The sequence below is a fragment of the Streptomyces sp. NPDC055013 genome, assembly GCF_053608645.1.
Genome location: NZ_JBSGVW010000011.1, coordinates 130,835 through 151,456, shown reverse-complemented (window position 1 = coordinate 151,456; position 20,622 = coordinate 130,835). Strand labels below are relative to the sequence as shown.

Here is a 20,622-nt window from a genome sequence, read left to right as displayed (position 1 = left end):
CCTGCCCGGAGCCCTCCCAAGGGTTCCGGGCAGGGCCGCGTCTCTTCCTGGTCACCCCCAGGAGGAATTAGTGAGCATCACCAAGAAGTCCACGGTGAAGACCATGGCCCTGGCCGTCGGGCTGGGCCTCGTCGCGCTGCCCGGGCTGACCGCGTGCGGGTCGTCCGACGCCGGCAGCGGCGACGGCGGCGGATCCAAGACCGTCACGCTCGTCAGCCACGACTCGTGGGCCGTCTCGAAGAGCGTCCTCGCCGCCTTCGAGAAGCAGTCCGGCTACAAGGTCAGGGTCCTGGAGGACGGCGACGCCGGCCAGGCCGTCAACAAGGCCATCCTCACCAAGGACAACCCGCAGGGCGACGTCTTCTTCGGCGTCGACAACACCCTGCTCTCGAGGGCGCTCGACAACGGGCTGTTCCAGTCGTACGAGCCGAAGGGCTCGGACAAGATCAAGGCCGAGTACCTGGCCGACCAGGACAAGCACCGGGTCACCCCGATCGACACCGGCGACATCTGCGTCAACTACGACAAGGCGTACTTCAGCGAGCACAAGCTGAACCCGCCGACCTCCCTCGACGACCTGATCAAGCCCGAGTACAAGAACCTCCTCGTCACCGAGAACGCCTCCGCCTCCTCGCCCGGCCTCGGCTTCCTCCTCGGCACCGCCGCCAAGTACGGCGACGACGGCTGGCAGGACTACTGGAAGAAGCTGAAGGCCAACGGCGTGAAGGTCGTCGACGGCTGGGAGCAGGCCTACAACGAGGAGTTCTCCGGCTCCGCCGGCGGCAAGAAGGCCAAGGCCGACCGTCCGCTCGTCGTGTCGTACGCCTCCTCGCCGCCCGCCGAGGTGATCTACGCCGATCCGAAGCCGACGACGGCCCCCACGGGGGTCGCCCAGGGCACCTGCTTCCGCCAGGTCGAGTACGCCGGCCTGCTCAGCAACGCCCGGAACACCGAGGGCGGCAAGGCGCTCCTCGACTTCCTGCTCACCAGGACGTTCCAGGACGACATGCCGCTCAACATGTTCGTCTACCCCGTGGTCGAGGGTGCCCAGGTGCCCGCGGAGTTCGCGAAGTACGGACCGCAGGCCAAGGACCCCGAGACCCTGGACCCGGCGAAGATCGCCGACAACCGTGACGACTGGGTCAAGTCGTGGACCTCGCTCGTTCTGAAGTAGCCCCCCACGAGGGCACCCCCGACGAGGGCACGCCCCGCAAGGGCGCCTTCCGCAGGGGACGCGCGCGAAGCGCGGCGGTGCGGTTCGGCCTCATCGCCGTGCCCGTCGCGTTCTTCGCGGTCTTCTTCGCCCTTCCCGTCGCCGCGATCGTCGCGCGCGGCCTGAAGGCCGACGGGGTCTGGCAGTTCGGGCGCCTCCTGGAGGTGCTCGGGCAGTCCGACATCCGGCATGTCCTGTGGTTCACGACCTGGCAGGCGCTCGCCTCCACCGCGCTGACCCTGCTGATCGCGCTGCCGGGCGCCTACGTCTTCGCCCGCCTGGAGTTCCCCGGCAAGCAGATCCTGCGAGCCGTGGTGACCGTCCCGTTCGTGCTGCCGACGGTCGTCGTCGGCACGGCGTTCCTCGCGCTGGTCGGCCGTGGCGGACTCCTCGACGAGCTGTGGGGCGTACGGCTCGACACCACCGTGTGGGCCATCCTGCTCGCTCACGTCTTCTTCAACTACGCCGTCGTCGTACGGACGGTCGGCGGGCTCTGGTCGCAGCTCGATCCGCGGCAGGAGGAGGCCGCGCGGATGCTGGGGGCGTCGCCCCTGAAAGCCTGGCGCCAGGTCACCCTCCCGGCGCTCGGGCCCGCCGTGGCCGCCGCCGCGCTGATGGTCTTCCTGTTCACCTTCACCTCCTTCGGTGTGGTGCAGATTCTCGGCGGCCCGACCTTCTCGACGCTCGAAGTCGAGATCTACCGGCAGACGTCGGAGATCTTCGACCTGTCCACGGCGGCCGTCCTGACGATCGTCCAGTTCCTCGCCGTCGGCGCGATCCTCGCCGTTCACGCCTGGACGGTACGGCGGCGGGAGAGCGCCCTGCGCCTGGTGGACGCGTCGGTGACCGCGCGGCGGCCGCGCGGGGCGGGGCAGTGGTCGCTGCTGGCCGGTGTCCTGGTCGTCATCGCCGTACTCCTGGTGTTGCCGCTGGCCGTGCTGGTGCAGCGGTCGCTGGACGCGCCCGACTTCGGCTACTACCGGGCGCTGACCAGTGCCGACGTCGGCGTCTTCCTCGTCCCGCCCATCGAGGCCATCGGCAATTCGCTGCAGTACGCCGTCGCCGCCACCGCCATCGCCGTGCTGATCGGCGGTCTGGCCGCGGCCGCGCTGACCCGACGGGACGCGGGCCGGTCCGTACGGGGCTTCGACGCGCTGCTGATGCTGCCGCTCGGGGTGTCCGCGGTGACGGTCGGCTTCGGGTTCCTGATCGCCCTCGACGAGCCGCCGCTGGACCTCAGAAGTACGTGGATCCTGGTCCCGCTCGCGCAGGCGCTGGTCGGCGTGCCCTTCGTCGTGCGGACCATGCTGCCCGTGCTGCGTGCCGTGGACCAGCGGCTGCGCGAGGCGGCTTCGGTGCTGGGGGCGTCGCCGTGGCGGGTCTGGCGTGAGGTGGATCTGCCGATGGTGCGGCGGGCGCTGCTGATCGCGGCCGGGTTCGCCTTCGCGGTGTCGCTGGGCGAGTTCGGGGCGACCGTGTTCATCGCGCGGCCCGACAACCCGACGCTGCCGGTGGCCGTGGCGAGGCTGCTCGGGCGGGCCGGCGATCTCAACTACGGGCAGGCGATGGCCCTTTCGACGATTCTGATGATCGTGTGCGCGGTGGCGCTGCTGGTGCTGGAGCGGCTGCGCACCGACCGGACCGGGGAGTTCTAGATGCTGCTGAGCCTTGCGGACGCGACGGTGCGGTTCGACGGGCGTGCCGTGCTGGACGCGGTCGGCCTCGACGTAACCGAGCACGAGATCGTGTGCGTGCTGGGGCCGAGCGGCAGCGGCAAGTCGACGTTGCTGCGGGTGGTGGCCGGGCTCCAGCCACTGGACGAGGGGCGGGTGTTGCTCGACGGGCGGGACCAGGAGGGGGTGCCCGCGCACAAGCGGGAGGTCGGGCTGATGTTCCAGGACCACCAGCTCTTCCCGCAGCGGGACGTCGGCGGCAACGTGGCCTTCGGGGCGCGGATGCACGGCGCCTCGAAGGCCGAACAGGCCGATCGGGTAGGGGAGTTGCTCGATCTGGTCGGACTGCCGGGCGCCGCCCGCCGCGCCGTCGCCTCCCTGTCCGGCGGTGAGCAGCAGCGGGTGGCGCTGGCCCGTGCGCTCGCGCCGAGGCCGCGGTTGCTGATGCTGGACGAGCCGCTGGGTCAGCTCGACCGCTCGCTGCGGGAGCGGCTCGTGGTCGAACTCCGGGAACTGTTCGGCCGGTTGGGCACCACTGTGCTGGCCGTGACGCACGACCAGGGCGAGGCCTTCGCGCTCGCCGACCGGGTCGTGGTGATGCGGGACGGGCGGATCGCCCAGACCGGTACGCCGCTCGAGGTGTGGCAGCGTCCGGTGGACGAGTTCGTGGCGCGCTTCCTCGGGTTCGAGAACGTGGTCGAGGGCACGGTCGCGGGGGAGGTCGCGGACACCCCCTGGGGCAAGCTGCCCGTGGGCGAGAACGCCGCGCAGGGCACCCGGACGCTGCTCGTGCGGCCGGCCGGGGTGCGGCTCGTGGCCCCGGACTCGGGGCTGCGCTGCACGGTCACGGCGCGCACGTTCAAGGGCACGCATGTCGCCGTGCACCTCCAGCCGGAGGACGCGCCGCGCCTGGAGGCGGCGTGTGCGCTGCGGGAGGCGCCCGAGGTCGGGGACGCCGTCGGCGTGGGGTTCGACGCGGCGGAAATTGTGGTGCTGGGCTGATCACCCCGCACATAGGGTGCGGGGCATGACGTCACTCCCGCATGATCGTTACTGCGACGAAATCGCCCACCAGATCGGCCTGTTGAGGGCCCTGGTGACTTCGGGCGCCGACCTGTCGGCCACCGTTCCGACCTGCCCGGACTGGTCGCTGGAACAGCTCGTCCGGCACACGGGCGGCGCCCTGCGCTGGGTGGAGCTGACCGTGCGGACGCGGGCCGAGGAGGAGGTCCCGGAGGAGCAGGTGCCGGGATTCGCCGGCCCCGAGGGCGAGGGTGACGCCGCCGCGCTCGACGCATGGCTCGCTCAGACCGGCGAGATGATCGTCGGCACGCTGCGGGAGGCCGGTCCCGACGCCAAGGTGTGGGGCTGGGCCGGCGTGCTCAACGCCGGATTCTGGGCCCGGCGTATGACCCACGAGATCACGATCCATCGCGCGGACGCGACACTCGCCGCCGGACTGCCCTACGAGGTGGCGCCCGACGTCGCCGCCGACGCGATCGACGAGTGGCTGGAGATCGTCGAGTGGGCGCAGCGGACGCTTCCGGACGACCCGGCGCGAGAGCTGTGCCGGCCAGGGAGCAGCATCCATCTGCACGCCACGGACAGTACCGCCGAGGTGAACGCCGAATGGCTTGTCGAACTCGACCACGAAGTCGTCGCCTGGCGGCGCGGCCACGAGAAGGCGACCGTCGCGCTCCGCGGCCCGCTCACCGCCGTACTGCTCGCCTTCTACCGCCGACTGCCGCTGGACAGCCCGGAGCTGGAGGTCCTCGGCGAGCGGGAGCTGCTGGAGTTCTGGCTGGAGCGGGCGACGTTCGGCTGACAGGCGCGGGGCGTGGCTCTGTGGAGCAGGCGTGTGGCCCGCCCCCGGGGGAAGGGGACGGGCCACAGCGGAGGTGCTCTACGGGCGCGTCAGCGGTCGCTGCTCGCCCCGCGGCGCCGCAGTCCGAAGAAGACCGCGCCGCCACCGATGGCGACCAGGCCGACCGCGATGCCGGCGATCAGACCGGTGTTGGAGTTCGCACCGGTCTCGGCGAGGTTGGAGTCGTCGGTCGCCGGAGACGGGGCGCTGCTCGCCGTGTCCGCGGGAGCGGTGCTCTCGCTCTCCGAGGGCGCGGGGGCCGGCGTCTCCTCGGCCGGGGTCGAGGCGGAGTCGGACGGGGTCGGGGTGTCCGACGGAGCCGGCGGCTCCTCCTCTTCCTTCTTGCAGGCCGTCGACGGGGTCGTCAGGTTCGGCTTGATGTCCTCGTCGACGTAGCCCGCGGCCTTGACGTGGACGCGGTACTCGGCGTCCGGCTTCCAGTTCTCGGCGAAGGTGATGGTGACACCCTCGCGGGAGCCCTTGACCACCTGCTCGCCGACCTTCTTCAGGTCGGCGCCGTTGTTCTGCAGGTAGACGCTGACGGTCGCGGGGATGCCGCTGGGGTCCACGTCGGTGACCGTGATGACGCCCTTGTCGCCGTCGCACTTGGCTTCGGCGGAGAATTCACTGATGTTGCAGGCGAGGGCGTTGCCCGCGAAGCCGAGCGTGAGGGCGGCGGAGGCGGACGCAACACCAAGAGCGCGCACGGAGCGCGCAACGGTACGGCGGTTTATGGACACGTTTGTCCTTACGAGTTGCACCACTGAGGGGGGTTGAACGAGGCGGCGATGTGACATCACCGTCCCCAGGAGTCTCACAGGTTTATAAGCGTGGCATAAGCAGTGTCAACGCGTACGCCCCCCACGCACGTTGCCTTTGCCCTCTTATTGCTCGCTGAGGCGTTTCAGCGCCTGCGGAGCCTGCTCGATCCGGTCGACCAGGGCGATACGGGACTCCATCGACCGATCCCGGGCGAGGGCCTGCAACAGCGGCCAGGTCGGCAACTGCTCCGTCCAGTGCGCCCTGTTCACGAGCACCATCGGGGTGGGCTCGCCGCGCGACTCGTAGTAGTTGGGCGTCGCATTGTCGAAGATCTCCTGCACGGTGCCGGCGGCGCCCGGCAGGAAGACGACGCCCGCGTTCGACCGGGCCAGGAGGCCGTCCTCGCGGGTGGCGTTGGCGAAGTACTTCGCGATGTGGGAGGCGAAGGGGTTCGGCGGCTCGTGGCCGTAGAACCAGGTCGGGATGCCGACGGAGCGGCCGCCCTGCGGCCAGCGGGCGCGCACCTCGAAGGCGGCCGTCGCCCACTCGGTGATCGAGGGTGTGAACAGGGGCGCCTTCGCCAGGAGCCGGAGGGCGTCGCCGAGCATCTCGTCGTCGTGCGGGGCGGCGTACGCGCCGAGGTTCGCCGCTTCCATCGCGCCCGGGCCGCCACCGGTGGCGACCGTGAAGCCGGCGCGGGCCAGTTCCCGGCCGAGCCGCGCGGCCCCCTCGTACGCCTCCGTGCCGCGCCGCATCGCGTGGCCGCCCATGACGCCCACCACCCGGGTGCCGGACAGGAGTTCGTCGAGCGCGTCCGATATGGAGTCGTCGTGGATCGCGCGGAGCATGGAGGCGTGGATGTCGCGGTCCGCCTTGGTCTGCTGGAACCAGGCGTACGCGTGGGCGTCGGGCGTGTTCTCGTAGCCGTCCGCCAGCGACGCGAAGAGATCGTCGGGTGAGTAGACCAGGCCCCGGTACGGGTCGAAGGGCAGGTCGGGGACCGGCGGGAAGACCAGGGCGCCGTCCGTGCGGATCTTGGCGGCCGCGTCCTCGCGCATCGGGCAGCCGAGGAAGACGGCGCCCGCCGTGTCCGCGGTGAGCAACTCGCGCGTACGGTCCGTCAGGTCGACGGCCTGGACACGGAATCCGGCCAGGGAGCCGCGCGCCGAGACGGTCGCGTCGAACTCCTCCAGCGTCTCTATCTCACGGTCGTCGTGGTGGGCCGCATGGGCGGGCATCGTCTGCACCCGCCCATGCTAGGCACCCGGCAAAGGACGGTGGGGATCAGCCCTCGATGGCCGACGGGTCCATCCACACGACCTCCCAGGTGTGGCCGTCGAGGTCGTCGAAGGCGCGGCCGTACATGAAGCCGTGGTCCTGGGTCTCGCCGGTGACGGAGCCGCCCGCGGCGACCGCCTTCTCGACCAGCTCGTCGACCTTCTCGCGGCTCTCCGAGCTCAGCGCGATCAGCACCTCGCTGGTCTTCGTCGCGTCCGCGATCGGCTTCTTCGTGAACTGGGCGTACTTCTCGTGGGTGTGCACCATCGCGACGATGGTCTCGCTGATCACGACCGACGCGGTGGTGTCGTCGCTGAACTGCTCGTTGATCGCGAAGCCGAGCTCGGTGAAGAACTTCCTCGAGGCGCCGAGGTCGTTCACGGGCAGGTTCAGGAAGATCATCTGCTGGTAGGCGGGGGCGGTCATCGTGGTCTCTCCCTCGGGTGGCTGCTGCTTTCGCTGTTGTTCGGTGGGATAGACCGGGGGTCCGAGCGGAAGTCATCGCCTTGCGGAGATTTTTTTCCTACGAGTTTTTCGACCGGCTCGGTGGGGCCCGTCGGGAGGCTTCAGCGGGACAGGGGCGCCGCGGCCAGTTCGGCCACGATCAGGGTGAGCGGGCAGAAGAGGACCAGCAGCGCGCCGACGCGCACGGCTGCCGCGCTGCGGAGCAACGTGGCGGGGGCGCCGAGGCGGAGCAGTGCGGCCGTGGTGTCGGCGCGGGCCTGCTTGGCCTCCACGGCGGCTGTGAGGAGGGTGGCCACGGCACAGCCGGCGACCACGGTGGCGCCGACGGCGGTGAGGGGGCCGATGGCGTCGGTGGCCGCGGGGGCGGACAGGGGCGCCATGGCGTACGCCGCCGAGGCCACGGCGCTGACGACGCCGAGGGGACGGCCGATGCGGGTGGCTTCCGCCATCAGGACGCGGCCCGCGAGGAGGCGTACCGCGCCCGGTCGTACGGCCTGCAGGACGCGGCCGCAGAGGTGGGTGAGGCCGGGGGCGGCGAGGGCCAGCCCGAGGGCCGTCAGGAGCCAGCCGACCAGGACTCCGGCGGGGCCGGTGGGGAGGGCGGCGGGGACGGTGAGCGGAGTGGGGGTGGCGGCCCGGCCGGCGTAGGCCTCCACGGCGATGCCGGCGGCGAGGACCGCGATGCCCCAGGGCAGGCCGGCGGGGTGATTGCCGGGAGCCGGCAGATGGGTCGCGTGGTCCGGCGTCTGCCAGGTGTCGTCGACCGCCGCCGGGGCGTCACTCGCGTGGCCGGGCGCCGGTGGGGTGCCGTCCTTCTCCGGAGCGGGCGCCACCTCGGCGGCACGACTGTCCGCGGCCGGCGCGGCAGCGCCCCCGCTGTCCTCCGTGGTGCCCGGCGCGGCCGCGCGGCCCCGCCTCACCTGGCCCCCGAACGGCCGTCGCGCGCCCCGCGCCCCGGTGGGCCCGGGCTCCTTCGGGCGCAGGGCCAGCGCCACCGTCGTCGACGCGATGGCCGGGGTCAGGGTCAGCAGGGTCAGAGCGGCCGGCAGAGGGAGGGGGGCGTTCGCCGCCAGGAACTGCGAGGCGGCGCCGTCGAAGGGCATTCCGGTCAGGTCGCCCCGTAGGTGGAGGAAGACGAGCAGGGCGAGCATCGAGCCGAGAGCGCAGGACAGGGCCGTGGTGGTGGCCGAGACCAGCATCAGGCGGGCCGGACCCAGGCCGATCGCCGACAGGCCGGGGCGCGGCTTGGTACCGGGGTCGGTGCGGGCCACCGCCACCGCGAAGTGGATCGTCGCGGCCATCGGGGGCACGCACCAGGCAAGCCGCAGCGCCGACGCGGCCGAGTCGGCGTGGGACATGGCGTAGCCCAGGGCGCACAGCAGCAGGAAGCCCGTGCCCGCCGACGCCGTGGCCAGGAGCAGGCGGCGCAGCTGTACGGCGGGCTGGGCGCCGCGGCTCAGACGGAGAGCGAGCACGCGGCCCGGCCTTCCGTCGCGGTGACCGGGGGCAGGTGCACCGTGTTCACGCGCCGGCCGTCGAGCAGGGCGAGGGTGCGGTCGGCGAAGGCCGCGTTCTCCGCGTCGTGGGTGGCCAGGACCACGGTGATGCCGTGCGAGCGGGCCGCTGTCGTCAGGGTGCGCAGGACGTGCGCGCGGTCGGTGCGGTGCAGCGGGGCCGTCGGCTCGTCGGCGAACAGGACCGTGGGGGAGGGGGCCAGGGCTCGGGCGAGACACACGCGCTGGCGTTCGGCCTGGACCAGCTGGTGCGGGCGCTTGCGGGCCGCCTCGCCGACATCGAGGCGGTTCAGCCACTCCAGCGCGGTCGTCTTGGCGCGGCGACGGCTGGTGCCGCGCAGCATCAGCGGGAGCGCGGCGTTCTCCCAGACGTTCAGCTCGGGGACGAGCGAGGGGGCCGGGTCGATCCAGGTGAAGCGGTCGCGGCGGAGCCGTTCGCGCGCCATCGGGGTCATGGTGTGCACCGGCACGCTGTTGAACCAGACCTCGCCGCTCCGGGCGGGGGCCAGGCCGGACAGACACTGCAGGAGAGCCGTCTTGCCGCTGCCGCGGGGACCGGTGACGGCGAGGATCTCACCCTCACGCACACCCAGCGAGACCCCGCCGAGCGCGGGGGAGCCGTCGCGGTGCGTGAAGTGCAGCGCGCGTGCCCAGAGCACGTCGTTGTCCGGCGGAGCCTCCATGGGCGTACACCTCGTCAGATCCGTAGTTCCCGGGCCGTTCCCCCGTGCGGGGGAACGAAGACAGGGCCGATCGGTTACAAGGCACGCTAAGGATCCGGGGGCGCAACGACGGACAGCACGCGGCGGGGGTGCACCCTTCTCACTCCTACGGGTGCACCCCCGCCGTCGCGCGAACCTCGTGAGGTCAGAGCTTGGTCCAGGCCTCCGTGAGCGTCGCGCGCAGGATCTGCTCGATCTCGTCGAACGTCTCCTGGTTGGAGATCAGCGGCGGCGCGAGCTGGACGACCGGGTCGCCTCGGTCGTCGGCACGGCAGTACAGGCCGTTGTCGAACAGGGCCTTGGAGAGGAAGCCGTACAGAACCCTCTCGGTCTCCTCGTCGTTGAACGACTCCTTGGTCGCCTTGTCCTTGACGAGCTCGATGCCGTAGAAGAAGCCGTTGCCGCGGACGTCGCCGACGATCGGAAGGTCGTGCAGCTTCTCCAGCGTCGCGCGGAACGCGGCCTCGTTGTCGAGGACGTGCTGGTTGAGCTTCTCGCGCTCGAAGAGGTCGAGGTTGGCGAGGCCCACCGCCGCCGACACCGGGTGGCCGCCGAAGGTGTAGCCGTGCAGGAAGGTGTTGTCGCCCTTGTAGAACGGCTCGGCCAGGCGGTCGGAGATGATGCAGGCGCCGATCGGGGAGTAGCCCGAGGTCATGCCCTTGGCGCAGGTGATCATGTCCGGGACGTAGCCGAACTTGTCGCAGGCGAACATCGTGCCGAGGCGGCCGAAGGCGCAGATGACCTCGTCCGACACCAGCAGGACGTCGTACTGGTTGCAGATCTCGCGCACCCGCTGGAAGTAGCCGGGCGGGGGCGGGAAGCAGCCGCCCGCGTTCTGGACCGGCTCCAGGAAGACCGCGGCGACGGTCTCAGGGCCCTCGAAGAGGATCTGCTGCTCGATCTGGTCGGCGGCCCAGCGGCCGAAGGCCTCCGGGTCGTCACCGAAGATCGGGGCGCGGTAGATGTTGGTGTTCGGCACCTTGTGCGCGCCCGGGACCAGCGGCTCGAAGGGGGCCTTGAGGGCCGGCAGGCCCGTGATGGACAGGGCGCCCTGCGGGGTGCCGTGGTAGGCGACCGCGCGCGAGATGACCTTGTGCTTGGTGGGCTTGCCGGTCAGCTTGAAGTACTGCTTGGCCAGCTTCCAGGCGGTCTCCACCGCCTCGCCGCCGCCGGTGGTGAAGAAGACCTTGTTGAGGTCGCCCGGCGCGTGGTCCGCGATACGCTCGGCCAGCTCCACGGCCTTCGGGTGCGCGTAGGACCAGATCGGGAAGAATGCCAGCTCCTGAGCCTGCTTGAAGGCGGTCTCGGCCAGCTCGACGCGGCCGTGCCCGGCCTGCACCACGAACAGGCCGGCGAGCCCGTCGAGGTAGCGCCTGCCCTTGTCGTCGTAGATGTAGGTGCCCTCGCCCCGGACGATCGTCGGGACGGGGGCCTTCTCGTACGAGGACATACGCGTGAAGTGCATCCACAAGTGGTCGTACGCGGTCCTGCTGAGGTCCTGAGGGCTGTTGGTGCTCACGGTTATCGGGTCCTCACGGTTATCGGGTTCCCCACATGTAGGTCTGCTTCTTGAGCTTGAGGTAGACGAAGCTCTCCGTCGAGCGCACTCCGGGGACGGCGCGGATGCGTCGGTTGATGACGTCCAGGAGGTGGTCGTCGTCCTCGCAGACGATTTCCACCATCAGGTCGAAGGACCCGGCCGTCATCACCACGTACTCGCATTCGGCCATGGCGGTCAGTGCGTCGGCCACGGACTCCACGTCGCCCTCGACATGCACGCCGACCATCGCCTGCCTGCGGAAGCCCACGGTGAGCGGGTCCGTGACGGCGACGATCTGCATGACGCCCTGGTCGAGCAGCTTCTGGACGCGCTGGCGCACGGCGGCCTCGGACAGGCCGACGGCCTTGCCGATGGCGGCGTACGGCCGGCGGCCGTCCTCCTGAAGTTGTTCGATGATGGCAAGGGAGACGGCGTCCAGCTGAGGACCGCCGTTCCTGGACTCGCGGGAGTCCCTGTGCTCTGCGCTTCGACTGGCCACGACGTCACTGTGCACGACGTCTCGATAGTTCCGCAAGGTCGAGGCGATGAAATTCGTTGTTTACGCGACCGAGACCTGCGGATTTCGCAGAAGGGGCCCCAGTGGGGGTGTTGAAAACGTGGGTCAGCCGATTAGGGTGGGTGTCTCAGAGAATGGACAGTTCGACCTGACAGGAGGCCGGCAGTGAGCACCGAGCTGCGTCGTCTGCGCAACTACATCGACGGTGAGTTCCGGGACGCCGCCGACGGACGGACCACCGAGGTGGTCAACCCCGCGACGGGCGAGGCGTACGCAACCGCACCGCTGTCCGGGCAGGCGGACGTCGACGCCGCGATGGAGGCCGCCGCGCGCGCCTTCCCCGCGTGGCGTGACGCGACCCCCGCCGAGCGACAGAAGGCCCTGCTGAAGATCGCCGACGCGTTCGAGGAGCGGGCCGAAGAGCTCATCGCGGCCGAGGTGGAGAACACGGGCAAGCCGATCGGACTCACGCGGTCCGAGGAGATCCCGCCGATGGTCGACCAGATCCGCTTCTTCGCGGGCGCGGCGCGGATGCTCGAGGGCCGCTCGGCCGGTGAGTACATGGAGGGCCTGACCTCCATCGTCCGCCGTGAGCCGATCGGCGTCTGCGCGCAGGTCGCGCCCTGGAACTACCCGATGATGATGGCCGTATGGAAGTTCGCGCCGGCTCTCGCGGCGGGCAACACGGTCGTCCTGAAGCCGTCGGACACCACTCCGGCGTCGACCGTCCTGATGGCCGAGATCATCGGAGGCGTCCTGCCCAAGGGTGTCTTCAACGTCATCACCGGCGACCGTGACACCGGGCGGCTGATGGTCGAGCACCCGACTCCGGCGATGGCTTCCATCACCGGTTCGGTGCGGGCCGGTATGTCGGTCGCCGAATCCGCGTCCAAGGACCTCAAGCGGGTCCACCTGGAGCTGGGCGGCAAGGCGCCGGTCGTCGTCTTCGCCGACACCGACATCGCCAAGGCCGTCGAGGACATCTCCGTCGCGGGCTTCTTCAACGCCGGGCAGGACTGTACGGCCGCCACGCGCGTCCTCGTCCACGAGGCCATCCACGACGAGTTCGTGCAGGCGCTCGCGAAGGCAGCCGCCGACACCAAGACCGGGCAGCCGGACGACGAGGACGTGCTGTTCGGCCCGCTCAACAACCCGAACCAGCTCAAGCAGGTCTCCGGGTTCATCGAGCGGCTGCCCGCCCACGCCAAGGTCGAGGCCGGCGGTCACCGGGTCGGTGACAAGGGGTACTTCTTCGCGCCGACCGTGGTGTCCGGCCTGAAGCAGGACGACGAGATCGTCCAGAAGGAGGTCTTCGGCCCGGTCATCACCGTGCAGTCCTTCTCGGACGAGGCGCAGGCCGTCGAGTGGGCCAACGGCGTCGAGTACGCCCTCGCTTCGTCGGTTTGGACCAAGGACCACGGGCGTGCGATGCGGATGTCCAAGGCGCTGGACTTCGGGTGCGTGTGGATCAACACGCACATCCCGCTGGTTGCGGAGATGCCGCACGGCGGGTTCAAGAAGTCCGGGTACGGCAAGGATCTGTCGGCGTACGGGTTCGACGACTACACGCGGATCAAGCACGTGATGACGTCCCTGGATGCGTAGGCCGTAGGCCGTATTTCGGCCGCGGGGGCGTGGGGGCTGATCGCGCAGTTCCCCGCGCCCCTGAGGGCGTGATCGACAGGGTGTCTGCTTGGCACCGTTCCGCTTGACGGGGCGTCCATTGCCCGGCTCCGTGTCGCGGCGGCATGCTGCGGCAATGGACCTCCCACCAGTGCACTCCCCGCTGTCCCGCCGGACTTTGCTGCGCACCCTCGGTGCGGGCGCTGCGCTCGGTGGGCTCGCCGGCTGCGGTGTGCGGCCCGCCTACGTGTCGCCCGGCGACCGGGCCGCCACCGATGTCTCCGCCACCGACAAGCGGCTGACGTGGGCGAACTGGCCCCTGTACATCGACACGGACGACGAGGACGCGACGCGCCGGCCGACCCTCGAGGGGTTCGAGAAGCGCACGGGCATCTCCGTCGACTATGTCGAGGAGATCAACGACAACGACGAATTCTTCGGCAAGATCAGCCCCGCCCTGATGAACCATCAGCGCACGGGCCGCGATCTCGTCGTCATCAGTGACTGGATGTGCGCCCGGTTCGTACGTCTGGGCTGGGTGCAGGAGATGGACCGGGCGCGTCAGCCGAACGTGACGAAGTACCTGGACCCGCTGCTGCGTTCACCGGCCTTCGATCGCGGACGGAAGTACACCGTGCCGTGGCAGTCGGGCATCACGGGCATCGCGTACAACCGCCGTCGGCTGGGCCGCGACATCCACAGCGTGGCCGAGCTGTGGGCGAGCGACCTGAAGGGCCGGGTGACCCTGCTCTCCGGTCTGGACGAGGCGTTCGCGCTGCTCATGCAGGGCAACGGCGTCGACATCACCCGCTGGACGGCGGACGACTTCCACACCGTCTGCGACCAGGTCGACAAGCAGGTCCGCAAGGGCCAGATCCGCCGCTTCACCGGCAACGACTACATCAAGGACCTGTCGAGCGGCGACGTCCTGGCCTGCCAGGCCTACTCGGGCGACGTCATCCAGCTCCAGGCGGACGACCCCGACATCCGCTTCGTCGTCCCCGAGGAGGGGGCCGAGCTGTGGTCGGAGTCCCTGATGGTCCCGAACCTGGCCCGCCACAAGGCCAACGCCGAGCGGCTGATCGACTACTACTACGACCCGGAGGTCGCCGCCGAACTGGCCGCCTGGGTCAACTACGTCTGCCCGGTCCCTGCCGCCCAGGACGTCCTCGCCTCCGCCAAGGACGAGGAGACGGCCGCCCTGGCCGAGGATCCGCTGATCTTCCCGGACACCGCGATGCGCCGGCGTCTCGCGATCGCTCGGGACATCACGTCGGACGAGCGGGTGGACTTCGCCCGGCGGTGGAACGCGATCGCGGGGTTGTAGGCGGCCCCCACGGCGCCTGTGCCCCTACCTGTGCCCCTACCTGTGCCCCTACCAGTGCCCCTGCCGGTGCACCGCCGTACGCCCCACCGTCGCCGCCAGTTTGCGCAGTCGGCGCCAGTCCAGGCGGGGGCCGCGCTGGGGGACGCCGGGGCGTTTGCGGGGGACGCGGACGCGCAGGGCGCCCGAAGTGATGCGGATGTGGACCGGAGCCGGCAGGACCAGGGCCTCGCCGTCGATGCCGGCCTCGATCTCCTCACGGTCGGCCTCGATGACCACTTCGGTCGCGGTGAGGATGCTCAGGCCGGGCGGCGCGGGGTCGAGGAGCAGTGCGGCGGCCTCGGCCGCGCTGTCCACCCTGATGCCGAGGACGCCCAGAGCGGCGGCGTCGAGGCGGTCGCGGCGGCCGAGCCCGAAGGGATCGTCCGTGCGGTAGGGGTTGTTGCTGACCAGCACGGCATGCGGGGCGTGGAGCGTCGTGTTCGCCGCCCGGACGGTCAGCAGCGGGCCCTGCTGGCGGGTGAGCAGGTCGGGCAGCAGTTCCAGGCTGGTGCCGATCTTGTCGTCGCGGTAGCCGGGGCTCTGCACGATGGCCGCGTACGCGCCGAAGGAGGCGTTGTTGACGAAGGGCCGGCCGCCGGCGAAGCCGAGGTCGACGCGCAGCTCCACGCCGTCGACGAGCGCGTCGAGGCAGGCGGCGGGATCCTCGCGGTCGAGGCCCAGGTCCATGGCGAAGTGGTTGCGGGTGCCGGCGCTGATCACCAGGAACGGGATGTCGTACGCGGCGGCGACGGCCGCGACCAGTGCCTGGGTGCCGTCCCCGCCGGCGACACCGAGCAGATCCGCGCCGTCCGAAACGGCCTTGCGGGCCAGGGCGGTGACGTCCTGATGCTCCTCGGGGTCCAGGAGGACGACCTCGGCGCCGAGCCGTTCCGCCTTCTCCTTGAGCGCGAAGCGTTCCACCTTCCCGCCGCCCGAGCGGGGGTTCATGATCAGGATCGCCCGCCGCGGTGGCGCCGCCCTGCGTCCCCGCATCACCCGCACCCGTGAGCTCCCGGTGCCCCGCAGCGCGTACCGGCCGCTCCACACGGCCACCGTCCACAGCGCCACGGACGCCAGCAGCGCCCAGAACAGGGTGGCAGCGAACAACGTGATCACGGCGGCCGGTACGACCAGGGCCACGACGCCCGCCAGCCAGCGCACCGGTCCGCGCAGCGTCAGCGTCCACCACACCGCGACGGCGCCGATCCCCAGGCCCGCCACACCGGCCACCAGCAGCAGCACGCCGCCGACCCCGCCGTAGGCGAGCGGCACGAGCAGCGCGAGCCCCGCTGCGGCAAGTGAGGCCCGTGCCGCCCAACGTTGCCCCCGGTAAGCCCGTTCGCTCAGGTCCAGGCCCATGCATCCTCCCTCGTCGGCGGACATCGTAGGGCCGGGCCGGTGCGGGCCGCATGGCGGCCGTCGGTTCGGGCTCCTCGACGGGAACCCGCTTTGAACGTGTTCAACTCCAAGCGTACGCTGCTCCCATGAGCGACAGAGCCGCCCTGCTCAAGGGCATCCGCGTCTGGCTGGCCTTCTTCGTCGTCTGCCTGGTGCTCAGCGGCGCCACGGCCTTCCCCCTCGTCCACGAACTGCGCTGGACCGAGGACCTGTTGCGCGCCCTGTCCGTGCCGGAGCACCTCCCCGGCCTCATGGACTGGATCGAGCGCGTCCGGCGTGGTCTCGACACCGCCGACGCCGACTACCCCTTCCTGCTCTACGGCACCGACTGGCTCGCCTTCGCCCATCTCGTCATCGCCGTCGCCTTCTACGGCCCCTACCGCGACCCGGTACGCAACATCTGGGTCGTCGAGTTCGGAATGATCGCCTGCGCGGGCATCATCCCGCTCGCCCTGATCTGCGGGCCGATCCGCGGCATCCCCTTGTGGTGGTCGGTGATCGACATCTCGTTCGGCGTCTTCGGGGTGATCCCGCTGTACGTCGTGCGCAAGAGGATCAAGCAGTTGGAAGCTCTGACGGATGCGTCGGCGCCTCCGGCCGCTGCCGCCGTCGTCACCGGTTGAACGCCGGGAAGCCGAAGCGCTGGACGAGGGCCAGGCCGTCGCCCTCGGGGGCTGCGACCCTGCGGAAGCTCTGAGCAAGCGCCCTGCACAACAAGGGGGTTGTGAGGGGTCGTCCTTGCGGGGCGTCGGTCGGCGAAAAAGTGTTATCGCCGGCCCCGTCACCGCGTCTCCACTCCCGGAATGTGATCTCCGATATAGCCAACCGTGCTGGTCAGGCTGAGAAGGTGCGTACGGGCAGCGCATGAGCCGGGAGAGGGCGTACGTGGACGAGGGAGCCGGCAGGCAGTGGCGCTCCACCATCGCGGCGGCGCAGGCCGGTGACCGGCAGGCGCTGGACGAACTGGTGGAGGGCTGGCTGCCGCTGGTCTACAACGTCGTCGGACGCGCCCTGAACGGCCATGCCGACGTCGACGACGTCGTCCAGGAGACCATGCTGCGCGCCGTCGGCAACCTCGGCTCGCTGCGGGACCCGGACAGCTTCCGCTCCTGGCTCGTCGCGATCGCCATGCGGCAGATCCGGGACCGGGCGCGCCGCAGACAGCCCGCCCGCCTCGACGAGTCCGCCGCGCACGAGGCCACCGACTTCGCCGAACTCACCGTCCTTCGGCTTCAGTTGGAGGGGCAGCGGCGCGAGGTCGCGGAGGCGGTGCGCTGGCTGGACGACGAGGACCGGCAGTTGCTGTCGCTGTGGTGGCTGGAGGTCGCGGGCGAGCTGACCCGGCGCGAACTGGCCGCCGCGGCCGGGATCAGCCGGCAGCACGCCGCGGTGCGCGTCCAGCGGGTGAAGGAACGGCTGGAGACCGCGCGCGGCATCGTCCGCGCACTCGACGGCGCCTGCCCCGACCTGCGCGAACCGACCGCCCGCTGGAACGGACGCCCGGACTCCGTCTGGCGCAAGCGACTGGCCCGGCACATCAGGGGCTGCGGCTACTGCGGCGACACCCGCGAGGCCGTCGTCCCCGCGGAACGCCTCCTCGTCGGCATCGCGCTCGTCCCGATCCCGGTCGGCTTCACCCTGTCGCTGGCACTGGGCGGCAAGACGGCGGTCGCGGCGACCGCCACGGCGGCCTCCGTCGGCTGGTCCGCGAAGGTGATGGCCGCGATCACCCAGCCCGCCGTGGCGGTGACGGCCGGGGCGACACTCGTCGCGGGCGGCGCGTACGTCGTCACCCAGACCCCGCAGGCCCCGCCGCGCGCGGCCGCCCCCACCGCGGCGAGCACGGCCCGCCCGCCCGCGCGGACCCCGCCCGTGACCCCGACGGCCACGCTCTCACCGCCATCCTCCCCCTCACCGTCTCCGTCACCGTCGCAAAAGACCGGGCTGTACGGCACGGTCGTCGACGCCGTCGACAAGGCTCCGGACCCCAACGCCGAGCCCGCCTCTCTGCCGCACCGCCGCGAGTCCGGCATCACCAGCACCTGGGGCGCGAAGGCAGTCATGCAGCACCGGGGCGAGAAGGTGACGCTCAGCGGTCAGGGCTACGTCCTGGTGCGCTGGCAGATCTCTCCGCAGTCACGGCCGGGCGCGCTGGTCATGCCGACCTGGACCGGCCTCAAGGGCAGGCTCTTCCATGTCGCCTCCGGCGGCGGCCGCCGCATGGACGACACCACAGGCCCCGGAACCACCGGCATGGGCGGCCCCGACACCGGCTACACGGTCCTGCCGGACGGCACCCAGCAGATGTGGCAGAACGAGTACTTCTACGTCGACGGCTCGGTCACCCTCAACCAGAACGAACGGGGCGCCGACTACGGCGTCATCGTCTTCCCGTCGACCTGGGAGGCGGCCGAGAAGGACGTGCGGACCGGACCCGACCAGGGCGCGATCCGCTACGGCCAGGTCCGCGACAACGGCAAGGAGACCGCACCGGTCCCGCAGTACGTCACCCGCGGCACCCCGGCCGATCCGGCGACGGTGTCTCAACGCTCGCGCGTCTAGCGGCCTCAGGCGTCGGACCGGGCGGCGAGCAGGCCGAGGAGGACGTCGACGCGGTTGGTCGTGATCGAGTCGACGCCGAGGTCCAGCAGGCGGCGCATGGAGCGCCGGGTGTCCGGGGTCCAGACGGACAGCAGATGACCGCCGCGGTGGACGCGCTCGGCGAGGGCGTGGTCGACCAGGCCGAAGCGGTAGTTGAGCCAACGCGGGCGCACCGCGTCCAGCAGGGCGGGGCGCGGCGGGGCCAGCGTCGTCCAGGTCAGGGCGATCTCGGCGGCCGGGTCGGCGGCCCGTACGGCGAGCATGGCCGGGGCGCCCGCGCAGTAGTACACGCGGTCCTGCGCCCCGCACTCGCGTACGACGTCCACGACCCGGCGCGCCGCCCGCACGTCGGGCGTGCCCGGCAGGTCGAGCATCACCCGGCTCCCGGCACACGCCGTCAGCGCCTCCCGCAGCGTCGGCACCCCGCCCGCCGTCAGACCGCGCACCTCGGCCGCGGACAGCGCGAGCAGTGGACGGTCCTGCTCCCACAGCCGCTTCAGCGTGTCGTCGTGCAGCAGCACCGGCACGCCGTCCTTGGTGAGCCGTACGTCGATCTCCACCGCTTCCGCGCCCCGTTCGAGCGCGGAGCGCAGGGAGGCGAGCGTGTTCTCGCGGACGCGGTAGGGGTCGCCGCGGTGGGCCACGGCGGTCACGTTCTGCATGAGGGCATTCCGGTCGGGGGCGGGGGCCATCGTGGACGGGTCGAGGCGTGGGGGGCGCCGCCGGCTCAGGAGGCGAGCCAGCCGGTGGTGTACGTGTCGATCTCGGCCCTGATCCGGGCCTTGCCCGGTTCGTCGAGGAAGGACACGTCCACGGCGTTCTTGGCCAGGTCGGCCAGGCCCCGCTCATCGAGGTCGAGGAGGCGAGCGGCGACCGCGTACTCGTTGTTGAGGTCGGTGCCGAACATGGGCGGGTCGTCGGAGTTGATGGTGACGATGACGCCGGCCTCGGTGAACTGCTTGATCGGGTGCTCGTCGATCGTGCGGACCGCGCGTGTGGCGATGTTGGAGGTCGGGCACACCTCCAGCGGGATCCGGTGCTCGGCGAGGTGCGCGAGCAGCTTCGGATCCTGCGCCGAGCTGGTGCCGTGCCCGATGCGCTCGGCGCGCAGGTGCGTGAGGGCGTCCCAGACCGTCTCGGGGCCGGTGGTCTCGCCCGCGTGCGGCACGGAGTGCAGTCCGGCGGCGATGGCCTGGTCGAAGTACGGCTTGAACTGCGGCCTCGGTACGCCGATCTCGGGCCCGCCGAGCCCGAAGGAGACCAGCCCCTCCGGGCGCAGCCGGTCGTCGGTGGCGAGCCGCACGGTCTCCGCGGCGGACTCCAGGCCGGCCTCGCCGGGAATGTCGAAGCACCAGCGCAGCACGGTCCCGAACTCGGCCTCGGCGGCCTTGCGGGCGTCTTCGATCGCCGCCATGAAGCCGCTCTCGTCGATGCCGCGGCGGGTGGAGGAGAACGGGGTGATGGTCAGCTCGGCGTACCGCACCTGCTGCCGGGCCAGCTCGCGGGCCACCTCGTACGTCAGCAGCCGTACGTCCTCCGGGGTGCGGATCAGATCCACGACGGACAGGTATACGTCGATGAAGTGCGCGAAGTCCGTGAACGTGAAGTAGTCGACCAGGGCCTCGGGGTCGGTGGGGACCTTGGAGTCGGGGTGGCGGGCGGCGAGTTCCGCGACGATGCGGGGGGAGGCGGAGCCGACGTGGTGGACGTGCAGTTCGGCCTTGGGCAGTCCGGCGATGAAGGCGTGCAGATCGCGCGGGACGCGGGCGTCGACGAGGTTGTCGGTCAAGGTTCCTCCCCAGGAACGGCGTCCCCGGCCGGATGTGTGGTCGGCGGGACGCGGGTGATCGGCTGATCGGTGACTCCGGATCATCGTATGCCGGGGCCGTGCCGGGAATGCCCGGGCCTTAGCATGACGGCACAAACGACGGAGGGGGGCCGGACATGTCCGACGACGCGCAGACGCCGGGGGCGGCGGAGGATGCGGCGGCCGGGGGGCCGGCTTCGCCCGGTGCGTCGGAGACGGGGGCGAGGACCTCGCTGGAGAAGACGGGGAGCGCCCCGTCCTCGGCCGAACGGGATCCGT

Annotated in this window: 18 protein-coding genes; 8 read left to right on the top strand and 10 right to left on the bottom strand. The window is 71.1% G+C overall.

The window, feature by feature from the left end:
* Window positions 1-70 precede the first annotated feature (70 nt).
* The 4 genes from ACWGDB_RS16785 (at window position 71) to ACWGDB_RS16770 (ending at window position 4,711) form a co-directional block, all read left to right on the top strand.
* Window positions 71-1,174 carry a thiamine ABC transporter substrate-binding protein gene (locus tag ACWGDB_RS16785; protein ID WP_453823135.1) on the top strand — a complete coding sequence of 368 codons (1,104 nt, stop codon included), beginning with the start codon at window positions 71-73 and terminating at the stop codon, window positions 1,172-1,174.
* Between the two features lie 92 nt (window positions 1,175-1,266).
* The gene (locus ACWGDB_RS16780) at window positions 1,267-2,868 is read left to right on the top strand and encodes an ABC transporter permease (protein WP_453823194.1); all 1,602 of its coding nucleotides are present in this window, start codon (window positions 1,267-1,269) and stop codon (window positions 2,866-2,868) included.
* The gene (locus ACWGDB_RS16775; protein WP_453823134.1) at window positions 2,869-3,888 is read left to right on the top strand and encodes an ABC transporter ATP-binding protein; all 1,020 of its coding nucleotides are present in this window, start codon (window positions 2,869-2,871) and stop codon (window positions 3,886-3,888) included.
* 25 nt (window positions 3,889-3,913) lie between these two features.
* Entirely contained in the window at window positions 3,914-4,711 is a 798-nt protein-coding gene (locus ACWGDB_RS16770; protein WP_453823133.1) for a maleylpyruvate isomerase family mycothiol-dependent enzyme, read from the top strand.
* Between the two features lie 89 nt (window positions 4,712-4,800).
* Here ACWGDB_RS16770 and ACWGDB_RS16765 read toward each other — a convergent pair whose 3' ends face one another.
* The 7 genes from ACWGDB_RS16765 to ACWGDB_RS16735 all read right to left on the bottom strand — a co-directional run bounded on the left by ACWGDB_RS16765 (window position 4,801) and on the right by ACWGDB_RS16735 (window position 11,545).
* Window positions 4,801-5,457: an LAETG motif-containing sortase-dependent surface protein gene (locus tag ACWGDB_RS16765; RefSeq protein ID WP_453823132.1), complete on the bottom strand. Its 657-nt coding sequence runs from the start codon at window positions 5,455-5,457 to the stop codon at window positions 4,801-4,803.
* A 177-nt stretch (window positions 5,458-5,634) separates the two neighbouring features.
* Window positions 5,635-6,759, bottom strand: a complete 1,125-nt coding sequence (locus tag ACWGDB_RS16760) for an LOG family protein (RefSeq protein ID WP_453823131.1) — start codon at window positions 6,757-6,759, stop codon at window positions 5,635-5,637.
* Window positions 6,760-6,796: 37 nt separating this feature from the next.
* The gene (locus ACWGDB_RS16755; protein ID WP_453823130.1) at window positions 6,797-7,216 is read right to left on the bottom strand and encodes a VOC family protein; all 420 of its coding nucleotides are present in this window, start codon (window positions 7,214-7,216) and stop codon (window positions 6,797-6,799) included.
* A 140-nt stretch (window positions 7,217-7,356) separates the two neighbouring features.
* The gene (locus ACWGDB_RS16750) at window positions 7,357-8,730 is read right to left on the bottom strand and encodes a hypothetical protein (protein ID WP_453823129.1); all 1,374 of its coding nucleotides are present in this window, start codon (window positions 8,728-8,730) and stop codon (window positions 7,357-7,359) included.
* Window positions 8,712-9,452 carry an ABC transporter ATP-binding protein gene (locus ACWGDB_RS16745; protein ID WP_453823128.1) on the bottom strand — a complete coding sequence of 247 codons (741 nt, stop codon included), beginning with the start codon at window positions 9,450-9,452 and terminating at the stop codon, window positions 8,712-8,714. The genes ACWGDB_RS16750 and ACWGDB_RS16745 overlap by 19 nt, the downstream gene beginning before the upstream one ends.
* Window positions 9,453-9,636: 184 nt before the next feature.
* A complete protein-coding gene (locus ACWGDB_RS16740) occupies window positions 9,637-11,010 on the bottom strand; it encodes an aspartate aminotransferase family protein (protein WP_453823127.1) in 1,374 nt (457 codons plus the stop codon).
* Window positions 11,011-11,029: 19 nt separating this feature from the next.
* Window positions 11,030-11,545, bottom strand: a complete 516-nt coding sequence (locus tag ACWGDB_RS16735; RefSeq protein ID WP_328422862.1) for an Lrp/AsnC family transcriptional regulator — start codon at window positions 11,543-11,545, stop codon at window positions 11,030-11,032.
* A 168-nt stretch (window positions 11,546-11,713) separates the two neighbouring features.
* Here ACWGDB_RS16735 and ACWGDB_RS16730 point away from each other — a divergent pair, with 168 nt between their 5' ends.
* Both ACWGDB_RS16730 and ACWGDB_RS16725 read left to right on the top strand, forming a co-directional pair.
* Entirely contained in the window at window positions 11,714-13,153 is a 1,440-nt protein-coding gene (locus ACWGDB_RS16730; protein WP_453823126.1) for a gamma-aminobutyraldehyde dehydrogenase, read from the top strand.
* Between the two features lie 154 nt (window positions 13,154-13,307).
* Window positions 13,308-14,498, top strand: a complete 1,191-nt coding sequence (locus ACWGDB_RS16725) for a polyamine ABC transporter substrate-binding protein (RefSeq protein ID WP_453823125.1) — start codon at window positions 13,308-13,310, stop codon at window positions 14,496-14,498.
* 48 nt (window positions 14,499-14,546) lie between these two features.
* Here ACWGDB_RS16725 and ACWGDB_RS16720 read toward each other — a convergent pair whose 3' ends face one another.
* Window positions 14,547-15,896 (bottom strand): diacylglycerol/lipid kinase family protein, encoded by a 1,350-nt coding sequence (locus ACWGDB_RS16720; protein WP_453823124.1) that lies wholly within the window; start codon window positions 15,894-15,896, stop codon window positions 14,547-14,549.
* 125 nt (window positions 15,897-16,021) lie between these two features.
* Between ACWGDB_RS16720 and ACWGDB_RS16715 the strand changes: the two genes are divergently transcribed.
* Together ACWGDB_RS16715 and ACWGDB_RS16710 are read left to right on the top strand one after the other, a co-directional pair.
* On the top strand, window positions 16,022-16,558 hold the full coding sequence (locus ACWGDB_RS16715) for a hypothetical protein (RefSeq protein ID WP_453823123.1): 537 nt from the start codon (window positions 16,022-16,024) through the stop codon (window positions 16,556-16,558).
* A 241-nt stretch (window positions 16,559-16,799) separates the two neighbouring features.
* Window positions 16,800-18,497 (top strand): RNA polymerase sigma factor, encoded by a 1,698-nt coding sequence (locus ACWGDB_RS16710; protein WP_453823122.1) that lies wholly within the window; start codon window positions 16,800-16,802, stop codon window positions 18,495-18,497.
* Window positions 18,498-18,502: 5 nt separating this feature from the next.
* Here ACWGDB_RS16710 and ACWGDB_RS16705 read toward each other — a convergent pair whose 3' ends face one another.
* Together ACWGDB_RS16705 and ACWGDB_RS16700 are read right to left on the bottom strand one after the other, a co-directional pair.
* Window positions 18,503-19,198, bottom strand: coding sequence for a glycerophosphodiester phosphodiesterase (locus tag ACWGDB_RS16705; RefSeq protein ID WP_453823121.1), 696 nt, complete (start codon window positions 19,196-19,198; stop codon window positions 18,503-18,505).
* 65 nt (window positions 19,199-19,263) lie between these two features.
* Complete coding sequence (locus ACWGDB_RS16700; protein WP_453823120.1) at window positions 19,264-20,325, bottom strand: adenosine deaminase; 1,062 nt, start codon at window positions 20,323-20,325, stop codon at window positions 19,264-19,266.
* Between the last annotated feature and the right edge of the window lie 297 nt (window positions 20,326-20,622).